This is a genomic window from Pseudomonas sp. G3-19 (assembly GCF_054855875.1).
In genome coordinates this window covers 1446697-1463950 of sequence record NZ_JBMPIQ010000003.1, presented here as the reverse complement: position 1 = coordinate 1463950, position 17254 = coordinate 1446697, and the positions used below count along the sequence as shown (strand labels likewise).

The 17254-nt window shown below is 61.1% G+C and carries 7 protein-coding genes and 1 pseudogene; 4 read left to right on the top strand and 4 right to left on the bottom strand.

Translation table 11 applies throughout. The annotated features are described in order from the left end of the window. Positions 1 to 29: 29 nt before the first annotated feature. Entirely contained in the window at positions 30 to 7046 is a 7017-nt protein-coding gene (locus ACOYXI_RS06680; RefSeq protein ID WP_461674579.1) for an NEL-type E3 ubiquitin ligase domain-containing protein, read from the top strand. 50 nt (positions 7047 to 7096) lie between these two features. Here the strand turns inward: ACOYXI_RS06680 and metH are convergent, their stop codons facing one another. Then, positions 7097 to 10807, bottom strand: coding sequence for a methionine synthase (metH, locus tag ACOYXI_RS06675; protein ID WP_336836597.1), 3711 nt, complete (start codon positions 10805 to 10807; stop codon positions 7097 to 7099). Positions 10808 to 10963: 156 nt separating this feature from the next. On the opposite strand from metH, the gene ACOYXI_RS06670 reads away from it, so the two are divergent. From ACOYXI_RS06670 to nfuA, 3 genes and pseudogenes are all read left to right on the top strand, one after another. Beyond that, the gene (locus ACOYXI_RS06670; protein WP_461674578.1) at positions 10964 to 13258 is read left to right on the top strand and encodes a fatty acid cis/trans isomerase; all 2295 of its coding nucleotides are present in this window, start codon (positions 10964 to 10966) and stop codon (positions 13256 to 13258) included. A gap of 184 nt (positions 13259 to 13442) precedes the next feature. Continuing rightward, positions 13443 to 14469 (top strand): annotated as a pseudogene (locus ACOYXI_RS06665) (acyltransferase family protein). Positions 14470 to 14526: 57 nt separating this feature from the next. Beyond that, positions 14527 to 15111 (top strand): Fe-S biogenesis protein NfuA, encoded by a 585-nt coding sequence (gene nfuA, locus ACOYXI_RS06660; RefSeq protein WP_003225494.1) that lies wholly within the window; start codon positions 14527 to 14529, stop codon positions 15109 to 15111. Positions 15112 to 15312: 201 nt separating this feature from the next. On the opposite strand, the gene cobM is transcribed toward nfuA, so the two are convergent. From cobM to ACOYXI_RS06645, 3 genes are all read right to left on the bottom strand, one after another. Further along, positions 15313 to 16059, bottom strand: a complete 747-nt coding sequence (gene cobM, locus ACOYXI_RS06655) for a precorrin-4 C(11)-methyltransferase (protein WP_414888253.1) — start codon at positions 16057 to 16059, stop codon at positions 15313 to 15315. A gap of 81 nt (positions 16060 to 16140) precedes the next feature. Continuing rightward, a complete protein-coding gene (locus tag ACOYXI_RS06650; RefSeq protein ID WP_041072679.1) occupies positions 16141 to 16554 on the bottom strand; it encodes a cobalamin biosynthesis protein in 414 nt (137 codons plus the stop codon). After that, positions 16551 to 17249 carry a CbtA family protein gene (locus tag ACOYXI_RS06645; RefSeq protein ID WP_027613714.1) on the bottom strand — a complete coding sequence of 233 codons (699 nt, stop codon included), beginning with the start codon at positions 17247 to 17249 and terminating at the stop codon, positions 16551 to 16553. Before ACOYXI_RS06645 ends, ACOYXI_RS06650 begins: the two co-directional genes overlap by 4 nt. Between the last annotated feature and the right edge of the window lie 5 nt (positions 17250 to 17254).

The following is a 17254-nucleotide window of genomic DNA, read 5'->3' as shown; positions in this document are numbered from 1 at the left end:
CTGTCCTCCCATTTTTCAGGAGAGACAGGATGTCCACTCATCCCCCGACATTGCCCCGCACTCCGGTCAGCGCCAGCCTTCACGGCAAGCTGCTGGAGCAGCTGATCCCCGATTGGCTGATTGCCGCTTCACCCGAGCGGCGAGCCGCGATGAAAGCGGCCAGTACCCGTCCAGCGCACGGCTATCACCATTTCTCGAATGATCAGCAACAAGCCTTGAAAGACCGGGTCACGGCGGCCTTTGTCGCCCAGACCCGACTCGACAAGACCATGGCCGGCCTTGAAAGCGTCGATGCGTTTGCCCAGGCGCTGCTTGGCAAGGCACTCAAGGATCAGTTCAACGTGACGGTCGATCTCGACAGGACCTTGCTGTGTCTCAGACGGCCCCTCGAACTCGGGGTGCTGGAAGTTGAAGTTTCCACGTTCGAAGTGTTGAAGCTGCCCTTGCTGCAAGCGGCATTGCACAACTTCGAGGCTTCGGAATGTGAAGCAGGTGCCTATCACGCCAGATCCGGTTTCGTGGTCGAGACGGCAACCCCGGGCGAGTTTCAGGCAGTAGACATCGGCATCACGGTCAGGCAGTTTCTGACGCTGTGTCGTTCGCTGGACGTCGGTGCCCGTTATCAGGCAAGGATCAAAGCGTTTTTCGAGAAAACCGACACCTTGCGCCGGCACTTCATTGCCAGCCAGAAAACCGCGTTGCGTGCCGCCGCTGAATGGGCGCTGCTGAAACAGGACATCGAGCCCGCCGACTACCGGATGATTCTGTCGGTGGTGGACGGCCAGATCCATCCGCAGCTCGGCGGCAAGGCCGTGTGGTTTCGCGACCTGAGCCTGATGAAGCGGCGGATGACCGGTTGCGTGGTGTTCAGCATCAGCGAGCGCTACCGCTACACCAACCAGTTCATCGTCTACATTCCCCATGACCCACAACACCCGCTCAAGCGCTACACCATGGCGCAGATGCGTGAGGTGTTCAAAGGCAAGTTCACCGCTGCTGACCCTACGGCTTCCGCGCCAGGCCCGACGGCTTACCAGCAGTTTTTCAGTCAGTTCGTGGCCTATGCCGACCGTCCTTACTATTTCAGTCAGTTCACCCAAAAGGCTGCGGACTCGCCGAGTGACCCGCTGCATTCGATCTGGGTCAAGGTTGCACAGCTGATACCGCCACTGTCGACCATCGCGCGAATCAAGGAGCTGCCACCCGAAGCCCCCGGCAAGCGCGAGCCGCAGCCTGACCCGTTTCTCGACCCGTTGCCAACCACCCGCAAAGGCGTGGCCGGGATCTGGGCCGACAATACCGATCTGTGGCAGTACCTCTATGAGCAGCACCAGGCCAAATTTATCGCCGATGCGAAGGCCCACGCCGTCCCCACAGCGGATGTCGACGCCCGGGTACGCGCAGAAAAACTCAGTCATCTGCTCGAGCTCGGCATGATGGCGTTGAACCTGGTGTCGATGTTTGTCCCGGTACTGGGCGAAATCATGATGACCGTGATGGCTGGGCAACTGCTCTATGAATCATTCGAAGGCGCCATCGAATGGTCGGAAGGTGATCGCCAGGCTGCCAAGGCGCATCTGGTCGATGTGGCGCAGAACCTGGCGCTGATTGGCGTGATGGGCGCGGTCGGCAAGGGCGCAGGCCGACTCCAGGCGGCCTCCGCCGAGCCCGTGATCGAGCATCTGCAGCCGGTCGAACGGCCTGACGGCTCGGTCCGCCTGTGGAAGCCTGACCTTGATGCTTACGTCAGCGATAGTGTCCTGCCGGCGAGTGCCGTGCCTGATGCGCAGGGCGTGTATCGATTCGACGGCAAGACCTTCATTCGCCAGCAGGGCAAGGTCTACCAGACGCACTACGACGAGACCCTGAAAAGCTGGCGCATCCGCCACCCGCATGATCCTGCGGCGTATCAACCGATCCTTGAGCACAATCGACTGGGGGCCTGGCGCCACAACCTGGAGCGACCGTTGAGCTGGGATCGACTGACCCTGCTGCGGCGCATCGGTCACTCGACTGAGGCGTTTTCGGATGCGCAACTGCTCGAAATCGCCGATGTCAGTGGTGTCAGTGATGAAGCCCTGCGCCAGATGCACCTCGATCATCAGCCAGCGCCACTGGCCCTGGCCGACACTTTGCGCCTGTATGAAGCGGAGCAGCAGGTCGGGCGGCTGATCGATCAGGTCGAACGAGGAACCCCCCTGGATGATTCGTATCTGCTGACGCTGCCAATGCTCACGCAAATGCCGCGCTGGCCGAGCGGAAAGATTCTGCAAGTCTTCGACGGAGCGCAGCTGTCCGGCCCCAGCCGGCTGTTCGGCGCAGAATCAGGCTTGATCGAGGGCCAGACGCATACACCGATCCAGGTGACCCGCGCCGAAGTGCTCGACGGCCAATTGCCTGAACGTATTCTGGCCGCGCTGGATGAGCCGCAAACACGTTGGCTGCTGGGCGCCGAGCCGGCGCGTGTGGTCGAATCGCGGCCGCTGGAACTGCGCAAACAGATCGCCGATTACCTGCGCACCCGGCAACCGGCGATGTTCGACAGGCTCTATGACGAGCCCGCGTTGAACGACCGGCGAATCGCCAGGCTGCAAGCCGCGACACCGGGGTTGGGCAGTTCGGCGGCAATCCGCGTGCTGCTGGAGGCGAACGCCGAGGAGCTGGCGCGCCTGCAAAGCGGCAAGCGGGTGCCGTTGCGGCTGCTGGAGATCTCCCGTGAATTTGCCCGGCGACGCCGCTTCAACCACGCGGTCGCCGGCCTGCACATGGAAAATTCCGGCGGCAGCGAAAGCCAATGGCTGACCTTGCGCGCCCTGGAACGACTGCCGGGCTGGTCGGACGAGGTGCGTCTCGAGGTGCGCGAAGGTAGCCTCGACGGGCCGTTGATTGACAGTGTCGGCAACGAAAGTGCCGGCCAAACCAAGTATCTGGTCAAGCGCGGGCCGGTCTATCAGGCGTACAACGAGCGCGGCGAAGCGCTCAACAGTGTTCCGCGTCACGGCGACAATTTTTTTGCCTCAATCCTCCATGCCTTGCCCGATCAGTCGCGGCAGGCCCTGGGTTTTACCCAGGTTGCGCGTAGCGCCGGACTGCGTCGGGCACTGATCGGGTATGTGGCCCGACACCGTGCCGAACTGGCTCGACTGGCGAGCAGACGCCATGGCCACAAGAAGCGCTTCAAGGCGCCGTTGCGGGTACGTCCGCACGGGCTGGGTTATTACGCCAGCGGTCGCGGCGAAGGCGTCAACCCGTTGCTGGTGACGCGCGTGCAGGATGTGTATCCGGCGCTAACGGATCAGCAGGCGGGCGGGTTCATCCTCAAACAACTGGCCGCCGGGCGGACTGACGCGCAGATCTACGAGCTGTTGCAAAGGCGCTTGCGTGAATGGCAGGAACTCGAATCGTCGCTGGCGCAATGGGAAGGTGTGCCGGCCCCTGAGCCGACGCTGGAGTCGATGATCGGCGGTCGATCCAGCGTGGTGCGCAGCTTCAAGCAGAGCTGGCGCAATTCGCCGCTGGCCGATAGTCACGCGAGTGCCGCACGCCTCGATCTGACCTGCGATGATCCGCTACCGGTGCTGACGGCGGACTTCTCGCATGTGCGCGATCTGCGAGTCAGGGGGCGGTGCATCACCGATGCCAACGTCGATGAACTGTTGGGCAGTTTCCCCAGGCTCAAGTCGCTGCGCATCAACGCCACCGCAGAAGCGTTCACTAACGTGCCGGTGGTGTTGCAGAATCTGCCGGAATTCACTGACCTGACGCTTTACAGCGCAATGCCCTATGCCGCCGATATGCCGGCACGCCTGGCTCAATTGACCCGGCTGGAAGCTTTGAGTGTCAGCACCTCGAGCTATCAGCCGCTGGCTTTCGACGTCAGCGGCATGCGTAATCTGCGCACGCTGGAAATCGTCGCCTATTCATTGTTCGACTGGCCTGCGGGTGCGCTGGATTTACCGGCCCTGGAGCGTCTGAACCTCAGGGACACCGGAATCAGCACCGTGCCGGCAACACTGTTGCAGGGGCATGGAAAACTCTGGTCGGGGCTGTCGCTGGACTGGTCAAGATTCTCCCGGGAAAACTTCACGGGCGTGTACGAATACGTCAAGACTCATCCAGAACACCTGATCGATCGAGAAACGATGGTCAGGGATTATTGCCGTGGCGAGTTGCGGCGCCTGGGCGAGGGCGTGAATCAATCACCCGAGGGGGTGTTCAATCGTTTCTTCGAGCAATGGCCGGACGAGCAGCAGCGTTTCACCGCGATCAATGCCTTGAGCGATCAATATGCTGCGCTGGATAGCCAGCTCAATCAGTGGCAGCAGCGCGTGGTGGTGTCGGAAGAATCGCTGCGCGAACTCGTCGCGCGATCAAACCTGGCCCATGTCCTGAAAACCAGTTGGCGCAAGGGCATGTTCAAACGCTACGGCGCGACCATCAGTGCTTCGACCCTGGACTTGTCGGGGCTGATGCTCAGCGAACTGCCGGCATTACCCGCTGACGCATTTGCGCATGTACGCACGCTGCTGCTCAGTGGCCAGCGCGTTGCAGCCGTGCAGATGCGCGGTTTCCTCAGTGCGTTCAGCGAAGTACGAACCCTTGATCTGAGTGACAATGCCTTGCACGAATGGCCGATCGAGTCGCAAAGCCTTTCGCGCCTGGTGCACCTGGATCTGGCCGACAACCAGTTGACCGACGCTTCAGGCCTGGAGCGCGGATTGAGTGAATTGCCTGCGCTCGAACAGTTGAATCTGCGGAACAATCCGCTGAGCGAGATGAACGTTGGCAGCCTGCAGCGCTTGAAGGCCCTCGACCTGCAGGCAACGCACCTGCAACAGTGGCCGACAGGGGCCGATGGTCTGCCGCAACTGGCGTGGCTGGATCTGCGCGACACCCGTATCAGCACGCTGCCGCCTGCCGTGCTCGAGAGCACCGCACTGCTCAATACCAACCTGACCGGTACGCCGCTGACCGCCGCGGCGTCGGCTGAACTGCGTCTGGCGCAACGGCGGCTCGAAGACACCCTCGGCCTGCCTGCCGGCGCGCTGGATGCGTTTGCCCGGCAGCCAGTGCCGGCGACTTTTCCGCCGGCGGAGAACGGTGTATCAGTGGCCCGCCAGTTGCTGCCGCTGACGCAGGCACCGGTCAGTACCGGGCTGACACGGATGCGCCAGGACCTGCAGCGAGTGCAGCCGGCCCTTAGCGATGAACAAGCCACGCAAATGATCGAGGCGCTGCGCAATGAGGGTGCGACCGAAGTGCAGATCGGCGAGCGGATCACCGGTTGGAGTCAGACCTTTGAAACCATCGTTCGCCGACTCAATGGCTGGCTGTATACCCGGGAAACCCGTGGCGTCGATTGGGTCATCTCCTCGCAATCACGCAGCCTGGCGGCGTGGCGCATCCTCACCTGCTGGCGCGCACGGTTATCGGTTGCCGGGGTCGATGCGCTTCTGGATCTCAACGGCCTGCAATTGGGCGATCTACCGCCGCTGCCCGAGGATTTCGGGCATGTCGGCAGCTTGAACCTGACAGGCACACGAGTGACGGCCGAGGGCAGCAACGGCTTTCTCAAGGCTTTCACTCACCTGCGCAGTCTGACCCTAAGTGGCAATGAACTCACAGCGCTGCCTGATGCCGTCGGGCAAATGCCGCAGCTCGAGCGACTCGAGCTGGCCAGCAACAACTTCAGTGACACCGAGCCGCTGTATGCCGCGCTGTCCGGTCTGCAGCATCTGCAGGCACTGGACCTGGGCTACAACCATCTCGATGCGTTCGACGTCAGTTACTTCGAGCATTTGCAAAGTCTGGATCTACGCAACAACAACCTCACCGAATGGCCGGCCGGGACGCTGGATGCGCAGCACCTGCGGACACTCAACCTCAGTCGCAACGACATCACCGCCATCCCCGAACAGGCGCTGGACGGTGAGCACGATGAGCTGATGGACGGCACCGACCTGACTGACAACTACAACCTCTCGGAGGAATCCCTCGAAAGGCTCAGAACCTATCAGGCTGCGGGTAACCGCCCGCGAGTGCTCGGTTTTTCCAGTTCCGATCTGGAGGAAATGGCTGACGATGTTGCCGGCGGGCTGAGTGAAACCACCGACAGCATCGAGTCCGACGAAACCCTCCCGGGCGAACAGGCCCATGCGCAACAGAAAGCGCCGTGGCTGGCGAATCTGCCGGCGGATCAGGCGTTGGCACGCGACAGGCTCTGGGATCAACTCGCTGCCGAACCGGATAGCGCGGCATTCTTCCATTTGCTTGATCGATTGCAGGACACCCAGGAGTTTCGCGTGGCCAACGCCGATCTGACCCGACGGGTGTGGATGGTCATGGAAGCGGCGGCGGCCAACAGTGAGCTGCGCGAGGTGATTTTCGCCGGTTCGGCCACACACGGGACTTGCGTGGACGGGCGCATCCTTACGTTCAGTGGTCTGGAGGGCAAGGTCTTCACTTACAACGCCTTGCTCGATTTGCCGGCCGGCCGTCCGGGAATCCGCGGCGAGGCCTTGTTGTCGCTGTCGCGGCAGCTGTTCCGGCTGGACAAGGTCGATGAGCTGGCAAAAGCGGCGGCGGCGCGTAGTGGTTTCGACGAAGCCGAAGTCCGCCTCGGTTATCGGATCGGTCTGACCGGGGGCTGGGACGATGGACTGGAATTGCCCGGGCAGCCGAAAAACATGAAATTTGCCTCTGGTGTCACCCCGCAGCAGTTGGTCAATGCGCGGGCCGAGGTGGTCAGCGCGGAACGCTCCGAGAGATTTCTGGAGGACCTGATCCAGCGCGATTACTGGCTGGACTATCTCAAGGAGCAGCAGCCCGAAGCGTTCAGGCAAATGGATGAACTGCAGTTGATGGAGGAGGGCGAGGACGAAGGTCTGAGTGCTGACGATCCGCTGTATCTGAGCAGGTTGTTCGACCAGGCGGCCGCGCGAAATGCCAGGCTCATCGAATTGTCGCGAGAGGAGATCGAACGGATCGGTTTGTCTGCCGGCAACGCACAAATGCCCGGTACGTCCGGGCAAATGTCAGGCGGGTAAAACCCGCTGAACGGTCAGTCCCCGGGAGTTTCGGGGACTGAGCGTTGCGCTTATTCGTCGTAACCGAGGTTCGGCGCCAGCCAGCGCTCGGTCACGCTCAGTTCCTGACCTTTGCGCGAGGTGTAGCTCTGCACCTGATCCTTGTCGACCTTGCCCACGGCAAAGTATTGCGCCTGCGGATGGGCGAAGTACCAGCCGCTGACCGCTGCCGCCGGGAACATCGCGTAGTGCTCGGTGAGGAACACGCCGCTGCGGCCCGCACGCATTTCGCTGGCTTCAGGATCGAGCAGGGTGAACAGCGTGGCCTTCTCGGTGTGATCCGGGCAGGCCGGATAACCCGGTGCCGGACGGATACCGGAGTATTGCTCTTTGATCAGCGCGTCGTTGTCCAGCGCCTCATCCTTGGCGTAACCCCAGTGTTCTTTACGCACTTGCTGGTGCAGCCATTCGGCGCAAGCTTCGGCCAAGCGGTCGGCGAGGGCCTTGACCATGATCGAGTTGTAATCGTCGCCAGCGTCCTGATAGGCCTTGGCGACTTCTTCGGCGCCGATGCCGGCGGTGGTGATGAAACCACCGACGTAGTCAGTCACTTCGCTGTCTTTCGGTGCAACGAAGTCGGCCAGCGAGAAGTTTGGTTTGCCGTCGGTCTTGATGATCTGCTGGCGCAGGTGATGCAGGCGCGCCATGGGCTTGCCGTCATCGCCGTACAGTTCGATGTCGTCGTCATGCACCTGATTGGCCGGCCAGAAACCGAACACTGCACGGGCGCTGATCAGCTTTTCGTCGATCAGCTTGGTGAGCATCTCGCGCGCGTCCTTGTACAGCGCGGTGGCGGCTTCACCGACCACTTCGTCTTCGAGGATGCGCGGGAATTTGCCGGCCAGGTCCCAGGAGATGAAGAACGGCGTCCAGTCGATGTACTCGGCCAGAACGTTGAGGTCGATGTTGTCCAGTACGCGGGTGCCGGTGAAAGTCGGTTTGACCGGCGTGTAGTTGGCCCAGTCGAACTGTGGCTTCTTGGCAATCGCCGCCGCGTAGCTCAGGCGCTCGGTACGGGCGCTGCGGTTGGCGGTGCGCTCACGCACATCGACGTATTCCAGACGGGTCTTCTCGACGAAACCGGCCTTGAGTTCCTTGGACAGCAACTGCGTCGCGACACCGACAGCACGCGAGGCGTCGGTCACGTAGACCACCGCATCGTTGCTGTACTTCGGCTCGATCTTCACGGCGGTGTGCGCCTTGGACGTGGTCGCGCCCCCGATCATCAGCGGCAGATGGAAATCCTGACGCTGCATTTCGCGGGCAACATGGACCATCTCGTCCAGCGACGGAGTGATCAGCCCGGACAGACCGATGATGTCGCACTTTTCTTCCTTGGCCACCTGGAGGATTTTCTCCGCCGGAACCATCACGCCGAGGTCGACGATGTCGTAGCCGTTGCAACCCAGCACCACGCCGACGATGTTCTTGCCGATGTCGTGCACGTCGCCTTTCACCGTGGCCATCAGGATCTTGCCCTTGGCTTCCGGCTTGTCGCCTTTTTCCAGTTCGATGAACGGGATCAGATGCGCTACGGCCTGTTTCATCACGCGCGCGGATTTCACCACCTGCGGCAGGAACATTTTGCCGGCACCGAACAGGTCGCCGACGATGTTCATGCCGGACATCAGCGGGCCTTCGATGACTTCGATCGGCCGCGCAAACGACTGGCGCGACTCTTCGGTGTCTTCGACGATGTGCGTGGTGATGCCCTTGACCAGCGCATGCTCCAGACGCTTGTTGACGTCCCAGCTGCGCCACTCTTCGGTCTCGGCTTCCTTGACGCTGCCGTCGCCCTTGTACTTGTCGGCGATGGCGAGGAGGGCGTCGGTGCCTTCCGGCGTGCGGTTGAGGATCACGTCTTCGACGGCGTCGCGCAGCTCCTGCGGGATCTGGTCGTAGATTTCCAGCTGACCGGCGTTGACGATACCCATGGTCAGGCCGGCGCGGATCGCATACAGCAGGAACACCGAGTGAATCGCTTCACGCACCGGGTTGTTGCCACGGAACGAGAACGACACGTTGGACACGCCGCCGGAACTCAGCGCATACGGCAGCTCGTCGCGGATGTAGGCACAGGCGTTGATGAAGTCCACAGCGTAGTTGTTGTGTTCTTCGATGCCGGTGGCCACGGCGAAGATGTTCGGGTCGAAGATAATGTCTTCCGGCGGGAAGCCGACTTCGTTGACCAGAATGTCGTAGGAGCGTTTGCAGATTTCTTTCTTGCGCGCTTCGGTGTCGGCCTGGCCGGCTTCGTCGAACGCCATCACCACCACCGCAGCGCCGTAGCGTTTGCACAGCTTGGCGTGATGGATGAATTGCTCGACGCCTTCTTTCATGCTGATCGAGTTGACGATGCCCTTGCCCTGAATGCACTTCAGACCGGCTTCGATCACTTCCCATTTCGAGGAGTCGATCATGATCGGTACGCGGGAGATGTCCGGTTCCCCGGCGATCAGATTGAGGAAGGTCACCATGGCCTTCTTCGAATCGAGCATGCCTTCGTCCATGTTGATGTCGATCACCTGCGCGCCGGCCTCGACCTGCTGCAGGGCGACTTCCAGGGCTTCGGTGTAGTTGTCTTCACGGATCAGACGGGCGAACTTGGCGGAACCGGTGATGTTGGTGCGCTCGCCGACGTTGACGAACAACGAGCTGCGATCGATGGTGAACGGCTCTAGGCCCGAGAGGCGGCAGGCCTTGGGGATGTCCGGAATCTGCCGCGGTGCGTAACCGGCCACGGCCTTGGCGATGGCTTCGATGTGGCCCGGGGTGGTGCCGCAGCAACCGCCGACGATATTGAGGAAACCGCTCTGGGCGAATTCTTCGATGACTTTGGCGGTTTGCGCCGGCAACTCGTCGTACTCGCCGAACTCGTTCGGCAAACCGGCGTTCGGGTGCGCGGAAACGTGAGTGCTGGCCTTGTTCGACAGCTCTTCCAGGTAGGGGCGCAGCTCACTGGCGCCGAGGGCGCAGTTGAGGCCGACCGAGATCGGCTTGGCGTGGGCCACGGAGTTCCAGAACGCTTCGGTGGTCTGGCCCGACAGGGTGCGGCCGGACGCATCGGTGATGGTCCCGGAAATCATGATCGGCAGTTCGATGTGCAGCTCTTCGAACACGCCTTGCACGGCGAAGATCGCGGCTTTGGCGTTGAGGGTGTCGAAGATGGTTTCGATCAGGATCAGGTCGACGCCGCCCTCGATCAGGCCTTTGGTGGCCTCGGTGTAGTTCTCCACCAGTTCATCGAAGGTGACGTTGCGGTAGCCGGGGTTGTTCACGTCTGGCGACAGCGAGCAGGTGCGGCTGGTCGGGCCGAGCACGCCGGCGACGAAACGTGGCTTGTCCGGGTTCTCGGCGGTCTTGGCGTCGGCCACCTTGCGCGCCAGTCGCGCGCCTTCTACGTTTAATTCGTACGCCAGTTCTTCCATGCCGTAGTCGGCCATGGAAATGCGTGTGGCGTTGAAGGTGTTGGTTTCCAGAATGTCGGCGCCGGCATCCAGATAGGCCTTTTCGATGCCGCCGATCACGTCCGGACGGGTAATCACCAGCAGGTCGTTGTTGCCCTTGACGTCACTCGGCCAGTCAGCGAAGCGTTTGCCGCGATAATCCTGTTCTTCGAGCTTGTAGCTCTGGATCATCGTGCCCATGCCGCCGTCGAGAATCAGGATGCGCTCTTTGAGGGCTTGCTTGAGAGCTTGAAGGCGGACGCTGCGATCGGACATTGGGACTACTCGAAAAGACCATGACGAAGGGCCGGGATCATAACAAACCTGTGCGCTTTTGGAGCACGTGCTGCTTTTGCATGAATATCGTTCATGTTGGTACGAGCGTCATACTGTAGAATCGCGGGCGTTTTTTTCACGATCGGGATCATGGGCATGTCGTACCGCGTCATCAGCATTTTCATGCTGTTTTTAAGCTGGGGCGCCATTGCGCAGGAACCCGCGATCTCACCTCCTATTTCATATACGCGTGACATCCAGCCGATCTTCACCGAGAAGTGTGTGGCCTGCCATGCCTGCTACGACTCGGCGTGTCAGCTCAATCTGGGCAGCGGCGAAGGCGCAGGGCGGGGCGCGAGCAAGATGCCGGTCTACGACGGCGAACGCACTCAGGCGGCGCCGACCACGCGGCTGTTCTACGACGCCTTCGGCAAACGTGTCTGGCAGCAGAAGGGCTTTTATTCGGTACTCGACGCTCAGGGCAGCCAGGCGGCGCTGATGGCGCGGATGCTGGAACTGGGCCACAAAACCCCGCTGACCCCGAATGCCAAGCTGCCGGAAGACATCGTGCTCGGCCTGCAACGGGAAAACATGTGCGCGATGCCCGCCGAGTTTGACGGCTATGCCGGCGCCCACCCGAAAGAAGGTATGCCGCTGGCGGTGACCGGGCTGACCGATCAGCAATACCAGACCCTGCAACGCTGGCTGGCGTCCGGTGCGCCGATCGACGAGCAGGGGCTGGCGCCGAGCGCCAAGGAAGCGCTGCAAATCGTCCAGTGGGAAAACCTGCTCAATGCGCCGGGCGCGCGGCAGAGTCTGGTCGGGCGCTGGCTGTTCGAACACTGGTTCCTCGCGCATATCTATTTCAAGGACGGTGAGCCGGGGCACTACTTCCAGTGGGTGCGTTCGCGCACGCCGACAGGGCAGCCGATCGACCTGATCGCCACCCGCCGCCCGAATGACGATCCGGGCACTCAGGTGTATTACCGCTTGTGGCCGGTGCAAGGGGTGATCGTGCACAAGACCCACATCACCTATCCGCTGAGTGCGGCGAAGATGGCGCGGGTCAAGAGTCTGTTCTACAGCGGCAACTGGCAGGTCAACGCGCTGCCGGGTTACGGCCCGCAGAGCCGGGCCAACCCGTTCGCCACCTTCGAGGCGATTCCGGCGCAGGCGCGTTATCAGTTCATGCTCGATAACGCCGAATACTTTGTCCGCACCTTCATTCGCGGGCCGGTGTGCCGTGGGCAGATTGCGACGGACGTGATTCGCGACAACTTCTGGGCGCTGTTCCAGGCCCCGGAACATGACCTGTACATCACCGACCCGAACTATCGCGGCCAGGCCACGCCGTTGCTGGCAATGCCTGGGCAGAACGATGACGTCGGCAGTGTGCTGAGCCTGTGGCACAACTACCGCAACAAGCGCAACGAATACGAAGCCCTGCGCCGCGACAGCTACGCCGACCAACCGCCGCCGAGCTGGTCGACCCTGTGGGCCGGCAACGACAACGCGCTGCTGAGCATTTTCCGCCACTTCGACAGTGCGTCTGTGACCAAAGGCCTGATCGGTGAAGTGCCACAGACCATGTGGCTGTTCGACTATCCACTGCTGGAGCGCACCTATTATCAGTTGGCGGTCAACTTCGATGTGTTCGGCAACGTCTCCCATCAGGCGCAGACTCGTCTGTATTTCGACCTGATCCGCAACGGCGCCGAGCAGAACTTCCTGCGCCTGATGCCGGCCGATTCCCGCGAGGACTACCTCGACGATTGGTATCAGAGCAGCGGCCAGTTCAAGATGTGGCTCGACTATGAGGCGATCGACGACGACAAACCGACCGCGCTGAAACTCGATCCGAAGGACCCGAAATACGATTTCGCCATGCAGTTGCTGGCGCGTTACGGCGACCTCAATGCGCGGCCGGATCCGATCAACCGCTGTGACGGCGCCTACTGCTCGCGGCCGAATATCGACCCGGCGCTACAGAACGCCGAGCAGGCACTCAGTCGCCTGACCTCGCGTCCGGCCGGCGGTTTGAAGGTGATCGACCAATTGCCGGAAGCAACCATGCTGCGCATCGAAACCCGCAGCGGCAAACGCGAGATGTACAGCCTGCTGCGCAACCGCGCGCACAGTAACGTGGCGTTTCTGTTGGGCGAGTCGCTGCGCTATCAACCGGGGCTGGACACCTTGACCATCTACCCGGGCGTACTGAGCAGCTATCCGAATTTCATCTTCAACATTCCAGCCGAACAAGTGCCGGAGTTTGTCGATGCCATGGAGAATGCCAAGGATGCCGAGCGTTTCGAGAAAATCGTCGAACGCTGGGGGATTCGCCGCAGTCATCCGCAATTCTGGTTCTATTTCCACGACCTGAGCCAATACCTCCACGAAACCGATCCGGTGGAAGAGGGCGTGCTGGACATGAACCGCTACCAGAATCTTTGATCGTTTAATACAGGCCTGCTGTCCCAATTCTTAGCAACACCGCACATTCCCTGTAGGAGTGAGCCTGCTCGCGATGGCGTCAGTCCATTCAGAATGGTTGTTGCCTGACATGCCGTCATCGCGAGCAGGCTCACTCCTACAAGGGGTCGGCGGTGGTTTTGAGAGTTGTGGACAGGAGCCGATCATGTTGATTTCAGTGCAGGCCCTGCGGGCGCTTGCCGCGTGGACGGTGGTCTGTCACCACTTCATGCAGATTTTCTTCGACTTCAAGGCGCGCGGCCCGGTCGGGCAATTCTTCATCGACAAGGGCGCAGTCGGCGTCGATGTTTTCTTCGTCATCAGTGGTCTGGTGATTTTCCTCTCCACCGAAAGCAAAGCGCTGCCTCCGGCGCGGTTTCTGCTGTATCGGTTGTTTCGCATTGTCCCGGCGTACTGGCTGTACACGCTGTTGATGGCGTTGCTGGTGCTGTTCGCCCGGCCAATGTTGCCGGATCAGACGGTGGACTGGGCGCATTTCCTCGCGTCGCTGTTATTCATTCCTGCGCAAAACCCCGGCGGTTACGGGATTTATCCGACGCTGAATGTCGGCTGGACGCTCAACTACGAAATGCTCTTCTATGTGTTGTTTGCATGCGCGCTGGTGTTCCGCTGGCAGGTGCGCTTGCTGGTGGTCGCCGCGTTGCTGTTTTCGGTGTGTCAGGCGTTCGGCTGGCTCAACGAGTTTTACCGTTCCGACATCGTCTACGAGTTTCTGCTGGGGATCGGCATTGGCGTGCTCTATCGCCGGGGCTGGATTGGCGCCGGCCTGTGGCTGCCGCTGTTGGCGATGGGCGCTGCGATGATGGCGATCTATCACCTGGCACCGGCGCCAAGGTTATTGAACTGGGGCGTGCCGAGCGCGGTGCTGGTGATGGCTTGCATGGCGCTGGAGCGCTACGTCGAGCGCAATCGGGTGATGAAATGGCTCGGTGACTGTTCCTATTCAGTGTATCTGATGCACGTGTTGGTGTTGTCGGTTGGTGGTTTTATCGCGCGACGCTACGGAATCAACCCGTATCTGCATGTTCATCGTCTGCGCTCTGGCGATTGGTGTGGGGTCATGGTTGAGCTACGAATGGGTGGAAAAACGCAGCTATCAGTGGCTTAAAGCGCGGATCGAGGGCGAACCGATGCGCGCACCTGTCGAGAATCTTTCCCGACAAAAATACTAGGACTTTGTCCGGCGCAATGATTGGCGTAAACTGCGCCCAAGCCTGCGAGGAGTTTCCATGACCGCTATTACCATTACCGACGCCGCCCACGATTACCTGGCCGATCTGCTCTCCAAGCAGAACACTCCAGGCATCGGCATCCGCGTCTTCATCACCCAGCCTGGCACCCAGTACGCCGAAACCTGCATTGCCTACTGCAAGCCGGGCGAAGAAAAACCTGAAGATACCGCGCTGGGGCTGAAAAGCTTCACAGCCTATATCGATTCGTTCAGCGAAGCGTTCCTTGACGACGCCGTCGTCGATTACGCCACCGACCGCATGGGCGGCCAACTGACCATCAAGGCGCCAAACGCCAAAGTCCCGATGGTCAATGCCGACAGCCCGGTCAACGAGCGCATCAATTACTATCTGCAAACCGAAATCAACCCGGGGCTGGCCAGCCACGGCGGTCAGGTCAGCCTGATCGATGTGGTCGAGGACGGCATTGCCGTGCTGCAGTTCGGCGGCGGCTGCCAGGGCTGCGGCCAGGCCGACGTGACCCTGAAGGAAGGCATCGAACGCACCTTGCTCGAGCGTATTCCAGAGCTCAAAGGTGTGCGCGACGTGACCGACCACACGCAGAAAGAAAACGCCTACTACTGAGTAAGGTGTTCACTGCGAACACGAAAAACGGCGCCCCGTGAGCGCCGTTTTTTTATGCACTTGATTAATGAGTGCCTGTTTATTGTGTGGCGAGGGGATTTATCCCCGATGGGTTGCGAAGCAGCCCCAGAAAAGGAACTGCTGCGCAGTTCATCGGGGATAAATCCCCTCGCCACAGGTTGGCACCCCATCCCATATGATTCAGGGTCTGTAGAGGTGCGCATGCCCCGCGCGATACAGCGACGACTCGCTAAACACCTCACTGCCCAACACCCGTCCCACCAGAATCAACGCCGTACGCCGAAACCCCTTGGCCGCAACCTTCTCGGCAATATCTTCCAGCGTCCCCACCACCCAGTCCTGATCCGGCCACGTCGCCCGGTGAATCACCGCAATCGGGCAATCCGCGCCGTAATGCGGCAGCAGTTCGGCGATGATTTTCTGCAGATGATTGACCCCCAGATGAATCGCCATGGTCGCGCCATGCTGCGCCAGACTGCTCAACTCCTCACCCGCCGGCATTGCGGTCTTGTCCGCGTAGCGGGTCAGAATCACGCTCTGCGACACGTCCGGCAGTGTCAGTTCTGTGCCAAGCAACGCCGCACACGCTGCGGTCGCGGTGACGCCGGGAATGATCTCGAACGGAATATTCAGCTCGCGCAGATAACGAATCTGCTCGCCAATCGCGCCATACAGGCTCGGATCGCCGGAATGCACCCGCGCTACGTTCTGGCCCTTGGCATGGGCGGATTTGATCAGTTCAATGATCTGCTCCAGATGCAATTCGGCGCTGTTGACCACGGTTTCAGCCTGATGCCCCTCCAGCACCGCAGCCGGTACCAGCGAGCCTGCGTAGATGATCACCGGGCAACTGCGGATCAGCCGCTGACCTTTGACAGTGATCAATTCCGGGTCGCCGGGGCCGGCGCCAATGAAGTAGACGGTCATGAAGAAATCCTGTGAAAAACGGGGCAGGGCAACGCTTCAGATGAAGATTGCTCATGATCAAACGGGGGGATTATCGGGAATTTACGCAGCGCCGGCCAATGCCAAGGTTGCCTGAGCGTATTTTTGCCGGGAAATCAGCAGTTTTGCCGGTGCCTGAATCAACTGCTCGGCAAGGGCCAGGGCGGCACTTTCCGCCACGCCGTAGCAGCCAGTGCGCTCATAGGCGATCTGCGAATGGTGGCTCAGGCGTTGCTGATAACTGGCCAGTTCGTCGCTGCTGAAATACAACAGCGGCAACGCCAGTTGACTGGCCAGTTCCTGCAGGCCGGGTTCATCGCGTTTAAGATCGATGCTGGCCAAGGCCTTGACCGCTTCAAGTTCTATACGATGCGCCTGCAACGCTTGATCGAGTAGCGCGCGCAGCGTGCTGACCGGGCAGCCGCGCTGGCAGCCCAGGCCGACCACAAAGGTCGGCGCTGCGCGGTCATCGGTCATGCGTGGTATTGACCATCGCTTTTGCGGCGGAACAACCAGGCGCTGATCAGGCCCAGGGCCAGCCAGAACGCCACGTTGGTCAACTGCGAAGCGATTTTGAACTGGGCTTCCAGCGCCTCCGGGGCGAGCATCGAATGCACTTCCGGTTGTGGCGCGCCGATCACGTGCGGCACGGCGAGGATCGCCACGCCCAGCAGCTTCATCAGCCAGTGGCGGCTGAACACAATCAACGCCAGGCCAACAGCGGTGGAAGCGGCGGTGCCGATCCACCAGGTTTGCCGCGACGCCAGATCGGCTGCAGCGGTGCCCGGCAGTTCAGGCGGCAGGCCCAGGGTCGGCGCGAGGACGAAGGTCGCGTAACCGGCCAGGCCCCAGAGCAGGCCTTGCGAGGTTTTGGTCGGTGCACGCAGGGTGTACAGGCCAGCGAGCATCAGTGCGAAACCGACCGCCACCACCAGGTTGCCGCCGGTGGTCGAGACCACGCGTTGCCAGCCGTCTTCCGGCTCCCAGGCTTCGGCGTCATGGGTGTGTGCGGCCGTGCCGGCGGCGTGTTCGTGAACGGCCACCGGTTCGGACTTCTCGAAGGTTTCGGCCTGCAGAATCAGTGGCGAGACCCAGAAGCTTTGCAGCAACGTCAGCAGCAGGGCGGCCAGCAGGCCGGTGAAGCCTGCGGTTTGCGCGATACGCTTGATCATGTCGG